General features: G+C 57.5%; 14 protein-coding genes. 6 read left to right on the top strand and 8 right to left on the bottom strand.

Annotated elements, in window-relative coordinates:
* The first annotated feature begins 64 nt into the window (after nt 1-64).
* Nucleotides 65-568 (top strand): ProQ/FinO family protein, encoded by a 504-nt coding sequence (locus ABEH27_RS04155; protein ID WP_346612336.1) that lies wholly within the window; start codon nt 65-67, stop codon nt 566-568.
* 134 nt (nt 569-702) lie between these two features.
* Here the strand turns inward: ABEH27_RS04155 and ABEH27_RS04150 are convergent, their stop codons facing one another.
* From ABEH27_RS04150 to ABEH27_RS04140, 3 genes are read right to left on the bottom strand one after another with little or no spacing between them, the layout of a single operon-like run.
* Complete coding sequence (locus ABEH27_RS04150) at nt 703-2,046, bottom strand: MFS transporter (protein WP_346612335.1); 1,344 nt, start codon at nt 2,044-2,046, stop codon at nt 703-705.
* A gap of 59 nt (nt 2,047-2,105) precedes the next feature.
* The gene (locus ABEH27_RS04145) at nt 2,106-3,497 is read right to left on the bottom strand and encodes a four-carbon acid sugar kinase family protein (protein ID WP_346612334.1); all 1,392 of its coding nucleotides are present in this window, start codon (nt 3,495-3,497) and stop codon (nt 2,106-2,108) included.
* Nucleotides 3,498-3,500: 3 nt separating this feature from the next.
* Entirely contained in the window at nt 3,501-4,778 is a 1,278-nt protein-coding gene (locus ABEH27_RS04140) for a ribulose-bisphosphate carboxylase large subunit family protein (protein WP_346612333.1), read from the bottom strand.
* A 168-nt stretch (nt 4,779-4,946) separates the two neighbouring features.
* Between ABEH27_RS04140 and ABEH27_RS04135 the strand changes: the two genes are divergently transcribed.
* A complete protein-coding gene (locus tag ABEH27_RS04135; protein ID WP_346612332.1) occupies nt 4,947-5,825 on the top strand; it encodes a LysR substrate-binding domain-containing protein in 879 nt (292 codons plus the stop codon).
* A gap of 35 nt (nt 5,826-5,860) precedes the next feature.
* On the opposite strand, the gene ABEH27_RS04130 is transcribed toward ABEH27_RS04135, so the two are convergent.
* Nucleotides 5,861-6,628, bottom strand: coding sequence for a 3-oxoacyl-ACP reductase family protein (locus tag ABEH27_RS04130; protein ID WP_346612331.1), 768 nt, complete (start codon nt 6,626-6,628; stop codon nt 5,861-5,863).
* Between the two features lie 518 nt (nt 6,629-7,146).
* Between ABEH27_RS04130 and ABEH27_RS04125 the strand changes: the two genes are divergently transcribed.
* Complete coding sequence (locus ABEH27_RS04125; protein WP_346612330.1) at nt 7,147-7,941, top strand: OBAP family protein; 795 nt, start codon at nt 7,147-7,149, stop codon at nt 7,939-7,941.
* 44 nt (nt 7,942-7,985) lie between these two features.
* Here ABEH27_RS04125 and ABEH27_RS04120 read toward each other — a convergent pair whose 3' ends face one another.
* Nucleotides 7,986-8,219, bottom strand: coding sequence for a hypothetical protein (locus ABEH27_RS04120; protein WP_346612329.1), 234 nt, complete (start codon nt 8,217-8,219; stop codon nt 7,986-7,988).
* 159 nt (nt 8,220-8,378) lie between these two features.
* On the opposite strand from ABEH27_RS04120, the gene ABEH27_RS04115 reads away from it, so the two are divergent.
* Nucleotides 8,379-8,681 carry a hypothetical protein gene (locus tag ABEH27_RS04115; protein ID WP_346612328.1) on the top strand — a complete coding sequence of 101 codons (303 nt, stop codon included), beginning with the start codon at nt 8,379-8,381 and terminating at the stop codon, nt 8,679-8,681.
* Nucleotides 8,682-9,205: 524 nt separating this feature from the next.
* Here ABEH27_RS04115 and ABEH27_RS04110 read toward each other — a convergent pair.
* Nucleotides 9,206-9,478, bottom strand: coding sequence for a hypothetical protein (locus tag ABEH27_RS04110; protein ID WP_346612327.1), 273 nt, complete (start codon nt 9,476-9,478; stop codon nt 9,206-9,208).
* A gap of 235 nt (nt 9,479-9,713) precedes the next feature.
* Here ABEH27_RS04110 and ABEH27_RS04105 point away from each other — a divergent pair, with 235 nt between their 5' ends.
* Nucleotides 9,714-10,217 (top strand): CinA family protein, encoded by a 504-nt coding sequence (locus tag ABEH27_RS04105; protein ID WP_346612530.1) that lies wholly within the window; start codon nt 9,714-9,716, stop codon nt 10,215-10,217.
* Nucleotides 10,218-10,728: 511 nt separating this feature from the next.
* Here ABEH27_RS04105 and ABEH27_RS04100 read toward each other — a convergent pair.
* Nucleotides 10,729-10,887, bottom strand: coding sequence for a hypothetical protein (locus ABEH27_RS04100; RefSeq protein ID WP_346612326.1), 159 nt, complete (start codon nt 10,885-10,887; stop codon nt 10,729-10,731).
* Nucleotides 10,888-11,406: 519 nt separating this feature from the next.
* On the opposite strand from ABEH27_RS04100, the gene ABEH27_RS04095 reads away from it, so the two are divergent.
* Nucleotides 11,407-11,886, top strand: coding sequence for a carboxymuconolactone decarboxylase family protein (locus tag ABEH27_RS04095; protein WP_346612325.1), 480 nt, complete (start codon nt 11,407-11,409; stop codon nt 11,884-11,886).
* Here the strand turns inward: ABEH27_RS04095 and ABEH27_RS04090 are convergent.
* A complete protein-coding gene (locus ABEH27_RS04090) occupies nt 11,879-13,315 on the bottom strand; it encodes a PLP-dependent aminotransferase family protein (RefSeq protein WP_346612324.1) in 1,437 nt (478 codons plus the stop codon). The genes ABEH27_RS04095 and ABEH27_RS04090 overlap by 8 nt on opposite strands.
* Nucleotides 13,316-13,385: the final 70 nt, after the last annotated feature.

Below are 13,385 nucleotides of genomic sequence, written 5' to 3'. Positions count from 1 at the left end.
CCCCCAGACGCTATATAGCTTATCCTTGCACCACGCAATCATTTCCGAAGCAGTGAATTTAACGATGGGTTTTGAACAACTAGCTGGACTACGTGACCGCCTGCGGGCTGAGAAGGATCAGGCAAAGGCCCCTGGCGCCAAGCGCGCTGAGCGCAAGCCCTCCTCACATCCCAAACCCCGTGAGCAGGATCCAGCGGTGGCTGCCATCTGGCCACTCCAGAAGCATTTTCCGTTGGCGTTTCCTGTCAATCCGGCGCCAAAGGTCCCGCTCAAGGAGGGCATTTTCACGGATGCCGAGCAACACCTGGAGCTGCTTGGGTTGACTCGCGAACAGCTCAAGCTTGGCATTTCTACCTGGTGCCGAGGCGCTCGGTACTGGGCAAGCATGGTGGAGGATGCGCCTCGCCTGGATTTGAACGGCCAGGTAGCAGGTGTTGTGACCGCCGCTCAGGCGAGGTATGCGAAACACCAAGCCTCGCTACAGCGCGGCAAAGGCGGCCGCGGTCGGGCGAAATCAAATGCCGGCGCAGCAGCCGGTGCCCCTGCCGTGGAGCAAAAAACGGACTGATCCCCGCCTCTTTCGGGTTAAGCCGTGCGTTATGGGAGCCCGCCTGGCAGCGGGCTTTCTTTTGCCCGAAATTCGTTATCGACCGGCACTGCAGGCGCTGGCTTGCCGGCGCGTGCGGACCTGCTCATCCTGAATCACTCGTCGACGATGTCCAGGTCTTTTGTCTCAGCAGACAGGTACACACAGAGCCCAGAAAACACCGCGAGCGCTACCGTGAGCAGGGAGATCGCATAAGGTGTTCCGAAATGGCTCAGGAGGAATGCCCCCACGATCGGGGCAGTACCACCGCCTACGATTCCACCCACGTTAGTAGACATCGCGAAACCGGTGAAGCGAGCGCTCGGCCCGAAGGCTTCGCCCGTGAAAGATGGCACTGCGCCGTAGACCACCCCATACCCAGTCATGAACAAGCATGACCCGGCGACCATTGGCCAGAACTCGCCGGTGGAAAAAAGATGCCAGAACGGAAAAGCGGCGAGCGCGGTCACCCCAAACCCGATCAACATCATAGTGCGGCGGCCAATACGATCTGCCCACGCACCGGCAAGGGGTACGACAACCAAATGGGTGCAAATTGCAACCATCGCGACTGACAGCACAAAAGCATTGGAGAGGCCTAGCTCTCGCTGGCCATAGCTCAGTGCGAATACAGTGAAGAGATAGAAAGTCGAGAAGTGGCAGATATTAGCGCCTGCTACCAACAGCAGTTGCTTTGGATAGCGAGTGAACAAGCGCAGCGCGGGCGATTGCGATTCGCCAGGCATGGCAGCCCGCTTCTCAGCAGTCTTTTCGAACACAGGAGACTCGGGCACTTTGGAGCGGACAAAAACCCCAACCACCAGCAATGCAAGGCTTGCTATGAAGGGAATCCGCCATCCCCAAGCGGTAAAGTCTTCTTCGGAGAGCAACGCGCTGACAACCAGAAGCATGCCAGCCGATGCAATGAAGCCAAAGACCGGGCCGATGTTGTTGATCGCCGCAAAGAAGCCCCTCCTCTTTCTTGGCGCATGCTCCAACAGCATCAGCACAGCGCCGCTGTATTCCCCCGCAAATGCAAAGCCTTGGATGAAGCGGAGCACACAGAGCATGACGGGCGCCCAAATGCCAATGCTCGCGTAGGTGGGCAGCAGGCCAATACCTACGGTGCTCAAACCCATGATTATGAGGGTGAGGTAAAGCAACTTCTTGCGGCCAATCCTGTCTCCGAAATGGCCAAGGACAAGCGAACCCAACGGGCGTGCGACGAATGAAATCGCGAATGACGCAAGTGAGGCGAGCCGGGAAACTGTCTCGTCAGTGCCAGGGAAAAAAAGAGGGCCAAAAATCAGGGCAGCGGCAGTGCCATAGAGGTAAAGGTCGTAGGTCTCCAACGCTGTTCCGAACAGGCTTCCGGCCACAACATTTTTCATGGATTTGTTTTCGCCATCATCCCTGTGATCGAGGTCACTTTCGACAGGGCTCGATAGAGTGGTCTGCATGGTTTCACCTTTTGTTATTGTAGGTAGGCACGTATTTAGGAGCTAAAAATCCTCAGCGCTCATCGCATACCTCTGAGCGCTTTGACGAAATAATCTCGATCCCCCATCTGCCCACCTTTGAGCGCAATCTCAACATCTTTCAGGTACGGCTCACGGGCGTGGATTTGACACAAAGGGGCACCAGGAGAAATATCAGACTTGATAACCAAAGCATCGGGCGCAAGCACTTTGGTTACTTGGCTCGATGTGTCCCCACCGGAGACCACCAATCGTTTCAAAGGGACTGCTTTGAGGATTTCAAGCGCAACCTGGCCCACTTCCATGGCAAGCTGCTTACCTCCCTGAACCCTTGCTTCATCCCGAGGTAAACCTTTTTGCCGCATTGCCTCGATCATCTGCTCGATCCGAGCGTCATCAGGGCCTTTGGCAGTGTGAATCAGCACCGACCGCCCCTCTTCGAGGTGCGATACCGCGGCCATGACCACATCTCGTATCGCGGCGCTTTTTCGGGACTCGGTAATCAATGCGGCAGCATCGACTTCAAGCTCCACAAAACCGTAATCAATCGCCGTTTCGATCTGGGTCCGACTCAACGGCGAAGCACTGCCTGAGATCACCAGTACCTGATCGGTAGGTTCAAGAGGTGCGGCCAGCGACGCTCGTGCCGGAAACACCCCAGCGGTACGCCAGTATTGTGTGAGGCCATACTCCACACCGGATGAGCCGACGATAAATAGCGGAGCTGCCGCTGACGAGAGCTCGGTCAACGCTTGGCCAGCGGTGGTCATATGAGACTCACAGGAACCATCGAACAACACCGCATCGTGCTGCCGTGACATCGCCTCGACCCAGCAGCTGATCGCTGTATCACTTTCGAGTTGGCGAATATCAATCTTGCCGATCGACAAATTCTTTTGCTTGCCGATATGAATACTCAAGTCCGCTTCATGCATCGGCGTGATTGGGTGGGCACGCATGATCGGGTGCCGGTCAATCCTGTGAACCTTGTCATCCGTCTTGGACAAGGCGTAAAGGTTGCCGAAAACGCAGTAGCGACCGAGCGCAGGGTTGCCCGCGATGATCGGAACGCCTTTGACGCCATAGATGCGGGACGCCAGCTCAATCACATGGCCGATACTGCCCACAGCGTCGCCGCTATCAAACGTGGAACAGACCTTGTAGTGAATCATTGCGGGTGACAGCCGCTTGATGCTCTCGAAAATGTCAGGCAGCACCGCATCCATTTCTACGTTTGATAAAGCACGGCTGTCACCTGCGATGCCGATGGCATCAAATCCGCCCAGTTCCGCCAGCAGCTCCGGGCTTGGAGGCGCAAGGAACAGAGCACACTTGAGCCCAGCTGCCGTTAGAACCTCGAGGGCATCAGTCGAGCCGGTGAAGTCGTCGCCATAAAAGACCAACGGGAGTTTGGAGCTTTGTGGGAAGCTCATGACTTATTTGCCTCCGAACTTCTGCAGGGCAGCCGAAAGCGCTGGCCTACCCTCTGCATAACGCTCCAGAGGCACTTGCTGGACAGCGGCCTCCCAACCTTCGCGCATGCTTTGAACGCCTGCCTGGATACCCATCGGATGGCCAATGATGCCGCCGCCCGCGAGGTGCATCAGGTCAACAGACTGAAGCCTGTTGAACAGCACCGGCGCCTGAACTGCCCATTGCCCTGAAGAGAACACAGGCATCAATGGGCGCATGCCGGCAAAGGGAGCCAGGCAGCTTTTGGCCGACGAGATTACCGAATCGTCCGTCTCATGGAATTTGCTCTGAAGACCATTGACGTGCAGATGGTCGACCCCGGCCAACCGCCATACCTTCTGATACACCTCGAACGAGAACCCTAGCTGGGGGTAACGAGTCATGGCTCCCCAACCGTTGCGGTGGCCGTGGATTGGCAACTGGGCATGCTTTCGGATGTGCTCAACCGCCGAGTGCCCAACCCAGTTCAGGCAAAGCATCACGCAGGTACCACCCGCCTCAAGTACTGCGTCCTGGCGGCGCATCATCTCGTCGATGCTGCCGGAGATATTGATAGCGTACATGGGCATGCGTCCAAGGCGATCTGCATGCTTGTGAAGCACCGGCATCACAGCGCTCAGACGGGCATCAAACGAAGCGTAGGAAGGATCGATAAGCAGTTCATCATCCTTGATGAAATCAATACCGCCAGCGCAGAGTTCATCGACCACAGAAGCCGTCTGCTCTGGGGTAAGGCCGATGCTCGGCTTGACGATGGTGCCTATGATTGGCCGATCATGAACGCCCGCTAACGCCCGGGTGCCTTCGATCCCGAATCGAGGGCCGATGAATCCGGAGGCGAATCGTTCGGGGAGTTGCAGGTCCAGAACCCGCAGCCCGGTGACCTCACCAAGTTCGAAAAGATTGCCAGCGATTGTGGTGAGCAACGCTGGGATATTGGTGCCGATGTTGGCTGTGGGGAACGCGATAGTGACCTCACCTCGATGAAAAGGCCCTGAGGGGTTATGGCGGGCGAGGTATTCGCTGTGCAAGGAAGGGCTCGAAACGGATGGCAGCGGTTCAATGCCTACCACTCGAGCACGCGAGCGCTCTTTGAGTTCAGCCGACTCGCCTGGAAGGGAGAGGAAAGTACCGCTGGATTGCTCCCCTGCGATGACCTCGCCAACCCGCTCGATCGGATAGTTGCTCTCCACAAAAAATCGGGCAGTAAACTCCTCTCGCCCGGCCTTATGATCGACCATGATGGTTGCCTCAAATCTATTTTTTATTGTGAATCTGCCCGAACTGCCTCGATGCAGTTTCAAATCAATATACATTGACCCTGCATCAATCCAACCGATATGATTTCCGCCGAGCGTGAGAAAAACTCACATTAGAGATCAAGGCTTCAGCCTTATGGAGATGTTTGAATGACGTCACCCGTCAGGCCTTCGCTCAATGCTCTGCGAGCGTTTGAAATGATCGCGCGCAAGGGGTCGTTCAGCGATGCGGCGGATGCTCTTTGCGTGACGCATGGAGCCATTAGCCGCCATGTCCGTAGCCTGGAGGAGTCGTTAGGTGTGATTTTGCTCACCCGTAACGCGCACGGCACCAAACTGACCCCCGAGGGATCACGACTTGCGTCGGGCCTGGCCAGAGCATTTGCCTTGATACAAGAAAGTATCGATGAAGTACGCCCTCGCCCGCTTGAGCTTTCCTGTTCGGCTTCGATCATGATGCACTGGCTGCTGCCTCGACTGGCCAAGTTGCATAGCAGCTTTCCCACCATGGAATTGGGCTTGAAAACAGGTCACGGCCCGATTGATTTCGCTCATGAAGGTGTAAGCGTCGCCATACGTCTCGACAGCATCCCACCACCGCCAGGGATTGAGCCGATACCTTTGACCAATGAATGGATAGGTGCCATCTGTTCGCCTGCGTATCTGGCAGCATCCGGCGTGCGGTACATCAGCGACTTGAGTAAAGAGCGCTTGTTGACCACCAAGACTCGACCGCACGCCTGGGTAGACTGGTACGCGTCTATTGAGCAAGCACCAGGTGCGCTGCTTGAGATGGAGTATTTCGAGCATTTCTACTTACTGATCCAGGCAGCAAAACTTGGTTTGGGATTTGCCTGTGTACCCCGCATGCTGGTGGAGGCAGAGCTTGAGAGTGGCGCCTTGGTGGCCCCGTTTGGCTTTGCGCAAGGGGCAGCAAAGTTGGTTCTGTGGGTTTCACCCAACGCACGGCTACGCGCTGATACCGCCGATTTGCAAAAGTGGATAACCAAAGAAATGGCTCAAAGCTAGAAAGGCGCCCGCACGGGCGCTTGTTATCTTGCCGCTTACAAGTCGCCTGCGCCCCAGGCCATGAATCCACCATCGACAGGCAGAACAATACCATTCACGTAAGCGGCGACGTCAGATGCGAGGTAGCTGACTGCGCCGGCAATCTCTTGAGTCGTGCCGTATCGCCTGGCTGGGATAGCATTGCTATAGGCTTGGCGGAAGCTGTCGCTGTGCAGTTCTTGGGTCATGGGCGTATCGACCGGGCCCGGTGCGATGGCATTAGCAGTGATACCATACTCGCTGAGCTCCACAGCCATCTGCCGGGTCAGCGCAATGACTGCACCTTTAGAGGTGCCGTACGCAGTTCGGCCCTTGCCCACTGCACGCATCCCGGCGACCGACGCGATATTGATGATCCTGCCGAAAGCATTTTTTTGCATGATTCGGGCGGCAGCCTGACAGCACATGAACGTACCAGTGACATTGATGTGCAAGGTCTTGTTGAAAACGTCGAGATCAAATTCCAGGAATGGCATTGTCTTGGCGATACCTGCGGAATTCACCAGTACATCGCACCTGCCGAACTCGCTATCGATCCAGGAAAATGCGTCCGACACGGACTCCACCGATGCTACGTCAACCTGACGAGCATCTGCTGTGAAACCCTGCTCCCGAAGCTGTCGCGAGAAACGCTGCGCCGCATCAACGTTGATGTCGCAAATGACCACGTGATGACCGTCCTTTGCCAATGAAGCGGCAGCTTCGGCACCGATACCCATCGCACCGCCCGTGACCACAGCGATTTTCTTGTCTGCGTACTTCATTGAAACCTCTCTTTTTATTGATCGCCCGAGGCTTGTCGGATCGCTGAAGGCTAGAGTCGCCGGGGCCTTAGCGCAATGGATAAAATCTCGCGCAAAAGAGAGAAAAACTCACACAGGCAAACGGCCAACTGCCAGGCAGCCTGCGGGGAGCCGCGGTCAGTTAGCATATTAATTTCCTATAGGGATTACCTACTGCCAGTCCCTCTGCAGCTGCGGCCGCAGCTGCTCAATTTCACTGGCTAGCCTGTGCCGGCAATCGCGTCAGCAGATCTTGGGATCATGCTCATTTAAAATACTCGCACCCGTGATGACATTGTCGGGACTTTTCTTTCACCCAATTTTCACGACTCCCGGGCGACACTCGCCTTATCCCTACGAGTGATAGAAGCTCCCATTAGCCCGTCTAGCAGCGGGCTTTCTTTTGCCTGGCATTCGTCGCCCCCCGGCCGTTCGTCTGCTGCATGGTTCGCTTTACCGGCCCAGGCTGTCCCTTGAGGACACCCGCTAGAGCCACTCTGATGCCACAACTTATCCGACTCGTAACCCTTCCCCTGGCCTGTAGTTTTCTGTGGGCGTGCTCTGCTACTGAGACGAAGTCGCCGATGGAGACACCCGGCAGGCCTGAATCAGCCAAGACCCAGATGCTGGAAGCCGGCGCGGCGGCATTGCAGTCCAAACCGCCAATTGATGCCATCAACGCGTATCTGGATGGTTTCCATTTCTATAACGGTCACCCCGGCGTTCAGATGGAGGCGCATCACTACTGCTCCATCCTCAACGAGGATGTAATCCAGTGCGTAATCTTCGACGGCAATACCAAGGACGCGAAGATCATGGGCGTCGAGTACATCATTGACGAGAAGCTGTTTGCCGGACTGCCGGCCAACGAAAAGGCGATGTGGCACAGCCATGGGTATGAGGTGTCTTCCGGGCAGTTGATCGCACCAGGCATACCAGCGGTTGCTGAACATGCGTTGATGGAGCGGCTTGCCCATACCTACGGGAAAACATGGCACACGTGGCACACCGACCAGGACAAAGCCCTACCTGTGGGCGTTCCGCAGTTGATGATGGGGTTCACAGCGGATGGCCAGGCTGATCCAAAGATGGTCGAGCAGCGCAATCGGCGTCTGGGGGTGGACCCTGCGAAGACGAGGGCTCAACGTGCAGATATCCCGATTCCCCCTGCTGATGCTGGTGCGGATGGCTGGCGGCATGGAAAGGTCATCCAGATCACCGATCCAACCGGTACCCATCTGCACCGTCCCTCCACCTCAACTCCAGCGAATACCAACAGCCGTTCCAGTCAATAGGCTGGGGGTCAGGGTGTAGCAGCGACTGGGCGGATAGCTCTGCTTTATGCTTGCGCAGCGACGCAGGAACCGCCTGCTAGTTCCTGGCTGTTGCGGCACATACACTGGTAATCCGCCTCGGCACGGGTGGGATAGCCGAGGCACAGCCGCATCTTGCAGTGGGTGTCGTACAGGTCATACCCGGCCGCCAAGGCAGCAGGAACGCCGATGCGGCGAGGGAACAGTTCTTTTTGCAGAGGTAACGCGGGAATCACAACGAAGCGTGTCTGCATGATCATCCCTCTTCTTGGCAGTTCTTTAGTATTAGTCCGGCTATGTAAAAGCATCAAGGCAACTCTTGGTCGAGCTGGCATTGGAATGTTCAGAAATGATTGGGGCAGGTAAAAAAGACCACAAGGGCTAGGCTCTGTTGAGGAAGATCTGATCAGGAGGCAAGGATGCGACATCGTGGAGCAGTATTCTGGGCTTGGGCCGATCCAAGCCTGCAACACCATTCCCATGAGGAGGTGCTGGCGGACGGTGCACGGCTTGATGTTCAGGCCAGGTTAGCCCGCACAGGCGACACCCAGTTGTTCATCGGGATTTACGAACCTTCAGGCCTGGCCCGGGTTGAAGAGGCTTACGCCAGGCGGCCCGGCGAGACGACTACGAGGGCCATGGCCTGGGGCGCGGGAAGAGGACGCGCGCTTGCTGACATTGGAGCAGTGAGGGCAACAGAGCCAGCACTCATCCAAAGCTGAGAGAGGTCGCATACCATGGTCGATCAAATTGCCGAGTTGGACGCGTATCTGGAGCTTCTGGGACAAATAGCCGACGAGCTTGAACACCAGGTCGCCCCCTGCCCCACTACCCGACCGATGCTGATCGCGTGGCTGACGGAATGGATTCGAAGCCCTGACGCGTTGAGCGAAATCAGACGAGAGCTGCCTCGCCTTCCCCACGTTTTGAAGTCGGCGTACAGCGAGTGGAATCACTTGGGTGGCGGCCGGTAACTGCTGCCCTGCACCAAGGTTGTGTAGTCAGTACCGGCCTCATCGCCGGCAAGCCGGCTCCCACAGAGATTTAACCAGTCTCCGGGCCAGCGCAGTACCTGTGGGAGCCGCGCTTGCCGGCGATGGGCCGCAAAGCGGCCCCAGGCATTCGTGGCCAATGCTGGCCTGCCGCAGCGCTTCTTGGCCGGTGCTGGGTTGACCGGCCTGGATCAACAGGCCCACGTACCCACTTCATCCTGATGCAGGATTTCGACGCACCTTAGCGCAATCCCCTACATCGATCCCGACACAAACCCTGACGGGTAATCATCCCCTGCTACCGCTCTGAGGTAAGCAGCGTCAGCCTCTAGACGAAGATCACGCCACTCCTGCCAAGAGATCAGCCCTTGACGATCCAGTTCATCGGCCTGGCGAAGCAGTTCCTCGTGATAATCGTCCGGCGACTCCATACGCAATGCTCTGTCCTCAAATACCTGAAACCACCGGGCCAGGTAATTGAGCTTCAACAATTGAGGTACAGAAAGGTCTTTCTCAAACGTTCGCATCAGCCTGCCCCATACGTCGATGCCCGGTTGAGTCGTCAATGCCTCAGAGGTTCAGCAGACCAGCATGAGTGGTATGAGCGGCACACGACCGTGGCAGGCATCACTGCGTCTGGATGAGCTCATGATCAGTGCCTGACGCACCATCCGGCCGCTGCGCATCGAAGCTGCACTAAACCGGTGAACCATTTACATAGCCGAAACGTCCACCGCAAAAGAACAACGAGTCGACATGAACATGGCAAGTGATCCCGTATTGGCCGTGCTCGGCTACCTCAAAGACCACCATCTGGTACTGACCACTGCCGAATCCTGCACTGCAGGCTGCATGGTGGCTCTGCTAGCGGCCTTCCCCGGTACAGGGGAGGTACTCGAAAGCGGCTACGTGGTGTATTCGCCCTCCGCCAAGAAGCGCCTGCTAGGTGTAAGCGCGCAAACCATCGAACGGTACGGGCTGACTAGCGAACCCGTCGCCTGGGAGATGGCCTTGGGGGCGTTGAAGGACAGCGATGCCAACGTCGTTATTGCAACTACCGGTGTAGCGGGGCCAAGCCCAACATCAGGGGTGTTACCCGGCACGCTGTGCTTTGCGTGGGCTTTTGCCGGCGAGCCGATTGCCGTGTTCACCCGTACCCAGCGTTTTTTTGGAGAGCGAGCGCAAGTCATGCACGACGGCGCCGTCTATGGGCTGACCCGCCTGATGCATTATCACGAGCGCTGGCTTCGAGGGGAGCGCGCCTGAAGGAAACGGGTGCGGCGCACCGCCAATTCACCTGACGAGAATGGCGTGGTGGGACTCGATTGTGGGTATTGGCACCACGTCCCGCCGGGTGCTCAGCCATGCTCGCATTTTAGGGGTGTCGAAGATCTGCCCCTGCTCCATCATCGCCAGAATGAGGGTTTGGGACATGCGATAGCCGCCGCACTCCGAACAATGCCGCTCTTCCCACCCCGTCGCACATTCCACGGTGTGCGCATGCCCTGCGCAAATCAGACACGTCATAAAAACCCCCTGTTGGTCTTGTTGGTTGGGAGGATTGGAGCTGGGAAAACAACGCGCATACCGTTGACTGAGAGTTCAGCGGCACCTCGAAATTCCGATTATCTTTAATAAACCGGAGAGAACGTCCAGGCCGAAGCTGACCAGACTGAGCTTGGTGGCGGCACGCTTCGAAGCACGTGCCGCACCGGCTTTTTGAGTTCCAGCTATCAGCGGTTGGGTTCAAGTGTCAGGTATTCATGCGTCACTCGGCCTAGATCGACTCTGCGTCGTCTTGAATGTCTTCTTCCGCCTCTGCTGCATCCGTAGCATCGGCATCATTCATAGGCGGCGACGTAGGCTTTTGCGGGTCGTTGATAAATGGAATATTGCTAGGCCCTTTTTCTTCCGAGCCCTCAGTCTTGGGTTGCATACTTACTCTCCAGAATTGATCGGCGTGGGGCTATGCGCCACCCGCCCCTTCAGCGAACCTCTTGAAATCAACAGGTAGAGTTATGAACTCCGGCTCCGGCCCGCTGATCTCCATTGTCGATAACGTACAGTTGAAGTGCGGACACAAGACCCCCTCCCTGGTTGATGATTTATGGAGGTGTCTACTGCTGGAAAAATTCAGTTGAAAGGCCGAGCGGCGAGTCGCAGGGGCAGCTCTGCTAGAACTCAATGCCCCTTGCACCCAGAGACAGCAGTTGGCTAATCCGCGTTGAAGCCAGTTTCATGCGTTCAACCAGCGAGGGGACGTCACAATCTACATTCGCGGAGGGCAATAAACGGCCCATAGCGCCCCTTCGACCCTATCGCCCGATGAGTGATCATGGCGCACTTCGATACAGACATGGCCCAGTTCGAAGTTAACATCTTGGCCCTGTAGGGCTAGTCCAAGCGTAGCTACAGTGGGCTCCAACAAACATCCACCCACTGCGAGCAACTACCCATGAACAACCGCCTTGATCACTTCAAGCTGTCTCCCCAAGCGTCCAACAAACTGGTGGAGCTCACCCTGCAACTGAGCAAGAAGCCGCTACTGGCCGAGCTTGCCCACCTGATCATGCTGCGCGCTTCGCAGCTCAACGGCTGTGCGTTCTGCGTGGATATGCATGTGAAAGAGGCCAAGATCCATGGCGAGCGCGAGCTGCGTCTTCACCACGTCGCCGTCTGGCGTGAGTCGCAGCTGTTTTCGCCAGTGGAGCGAGCGGCGCTGGAGTGGACTGAAGCCCTCACCCAACTGCCGCCTCATGGTATCTCCAACAGCCTGTATGCGAGTGCGCGCGAGCAGTTTTCCGAGCAGGATCTCTCGGACTTGTCGTTCCTAATCGTCGCCATCAATGGCTGGAATCGCCTCAATGTGGCTTTCCAGGCGATCCCGGGCTCGTCCGATGAGCTGTTCGGCCTGAACAAGGCCAACCTCAACTGAGCAACTTGCTGATCAACGCGCCAAGCTGCTCGCCTGGAGCAGTCGTGGCGCAGTTGGTAAAACTCAGGAGCAGACCTGACTGACGCTGCGATGAGGCAGCCCAGCGCGACAACGCTTGTACCGACATGCCCCTGGCCAGCACCTGCTCGGCCAGGGCGGTGTCGCTTACGTCCTCCGGCAAACGCAGTACCAGGTGCATGCCGCCTGGCGAGCGTTCCACCTGCATACCCTTCGGCAAACTCCGCTCCAGTGCTTCGATGGTCATTGCCCGTCGCTCGTTGTAGAGGCGGCGCATGCGTTGGATATGCCGAGCGAAGTGTCCCTCGGCAACGAACTCCGCCACCAAGGCCTGGGTAATTGACGGTGACCCGGCAGCAAACAAGGCCCGGCCGATGCGCTCGAACGCTGCCACCTGCGCCTGCGGCACCACCAGATAAGCCAGGCGAATACCGGGAAACAGCACCTTGCTGAAGGTGCCGGCATACAGCACGCGGCCATGGCGATCCAGGCTGGCCAGCGCTGGAAGTGGACGGCTGACATAGCGATACTCGCCGTCGTAATCGTCCTCGACAATCCAGGCACCGGTGCGGGCAGCCCAATCCAGTAGCAGTTGTCGGCGTGGCAGCGACAGTGCCATCGACAGCGGGCTCTGATGCCCCGGTGTCACCATGGCGACCTGGGCAGCCCGAGAACCCGCGATGGCGTGTTCTACATTCATGCCATCGGCATCAACCGGCACCGCTTCCAGCTCCAGGCCAAACTGGCGAAGCACCTGGCGCGTAGTGGGATAGCCCGGGTCTTCCACACAGGCGCACTCGCCTGGCTGCAACAAGGTATGAGCGACCAACGACAGGCTATTGCGCCAACCGCTGGTGATGAACACCTGGTGGGCACCGCAATCGATACCTCGGGACACCTGCAGATACGAGGCAATGGCGCTGCGCAACGCTGCCAGGCCGTGGGGAGCCGGATAGTCCAGATCTCCCAGACGCATCCCGCGTAGATACCGAGCACCGAGACGCGCCCATATCTTGCGCGGAAATGCATCCAACGCCGGTACCCCCATCTGGAATGGCAACAGCTGCGGTGGACGCCAGAGCGAATCAGGGGTGTCTTCGATCACTTGGCTACTGACTGGTAATGCGGTGGCCGCCGACACGGGCTTCTGCAGTTCAGGATTGATTAGGGTGCCTTTCTGCCCGAGCGCCAGGAGGTAACCCTCGCTGGCCAGCAGCGAATAGGCCAGTTCGACGGTGCCACGGGCCACCCCCAGCTCCTTGGCCATGGCGCGCGCCGACGGCAAGCGGTCACCGGGGCTCAACGTGCCAGCGGCAACGGCGGCCAGCACTCGGTTGTACAGCTGACGATACAGGGGCAAGCCGGACTGCTCTTCCAAGGGAGCAAAAGGCGACTTTGGGAAGGTCATCATGGCCTAGTTCATACCCCATTTCTTGGCTCAATCAAGTGGGTCAATGCTAGTCCAATATAGCGCTATCACC

This window comes from Pseudomonas sp. P39-UII1 (assembly GCF_039672635.1).
GTDB lineage: Bacteria > Pseudomonadota > Gammaproteobacteria > Pseudomonadales > Pseudomonadaceae > Aquipseudomonas.
This window is presented reverse-complemented; position numbering and strand designations above follow the sequence as displayed.

What these genes read in the sequence shown, in the direction of transcription:
- ABEH27_RS04155 (WP_346612336.1), top strand. Translation starts at nt 65, where the DNA reads ATGGGTTTTGAACAACTAGCTGGACTACGTGACCGCCTGCGGGCTGAG.
- ABEH27_RS04150 (WP_346612335.1), bottom strand. Translation starts at nt 2,046, where the DNA reads ATGCAGACCACTCTATCGAGCCCTGTCGAAAGTGACCTCGATCACAGG.
- ABEH27_RS04145 (WP_346612334.1), bottom strand. Translation starts at nt 3,497, where the DNA reads ATGAGCTTCCCACAAAGCTCCAAACTCCCGTTGGTCTTTTATGGCGAC.
- ABEH27_RS04140 (WP_346612333.1), bottom strand. Translation starts at nt 4,778, where the DNA reads ATGGTCGATCATAAGGCCGGGCGAGAGGAGTTTACTGCCCGATTTTTT.
- ABEH27_RS04135 (WP_346612332.1), top strand. Translation starts at nt 4,947, where the DNA reads ATGACGTCACCCGTCAGGCCTTCGCTCAATGCTCTGCGAGCGTTTGAA.
- ABEH27_RS04130 (WP_346612331.1), bottom strand. Translation starts at nt 6,628, where the DNA reads ATGAAGTACGCAGACAAGAAAATCGCTGTGGTCACGGGCGGTGCGATG.
- ABEH27_RS04125 (WP_346612330.1), top strand. Translation starts at nt 7,147, where the DNA reads ATGCCACAACTTATCCGACTCGTAACCCTTCCCCTGGCCTGTAGTTTT.
- ABEH27_RS04120 (WP_346612329.1), bottom strand. Translation starts at nt 8,219, where the DNA reads ATGATCATGCAGACACGCTTCGTTGTGATTCCCGCGTTACCTCTGCAA.
- ABEH27_RS04115 (WP_346612328.1), top strand. Translation starts at nt 8,379, where the DNA reads ATGCGACATCGTGGAGCAGTATTCTGGGCTTGGGCCGATCCAAGCCTG.
- ABEH27_RS04110 (WP_346612327.1), bottom strand. Translation starts at nt 9,478, where the DNA reads ATGCGAACGTTTGAGAAAGACCTTTCTGTACCTCAATTGTTGAAGCTC.
- ABEH27_RS04105 (WP_346612530.1), top strand. Translation starts at nt 9,714, where the DNA reads ATGGCAAGTGATCCCGTATTGGCCGTGCTCGGCTACCTCAAAGACCAC.
- ABEH27_RS04100 (WP_346612326.1), bottom strand. Translation starts at nt 10,887, where the DNA reads ATGCAACCCAAGACTGAGGGCTCGGAAGAAAAAGGGCCTAGCAATATT.
- ABEH27_RS04095 (WP_346612325.1), top strand. Translation starts at nt 11,407, where the DNA reads ATGAACAACCGCCTTGATCACTTCAAGCTGTCTCCCCAAGCGTCCAAC.
- ABEH27_RS04090 (WP_346612324.1), bottom strand. Translation starts at nt 13,315, where the DNA reads ATGATGACCTTCCCAAAGTCGCCTTTTGCTCCCTTGGAAGAGCAGTCC.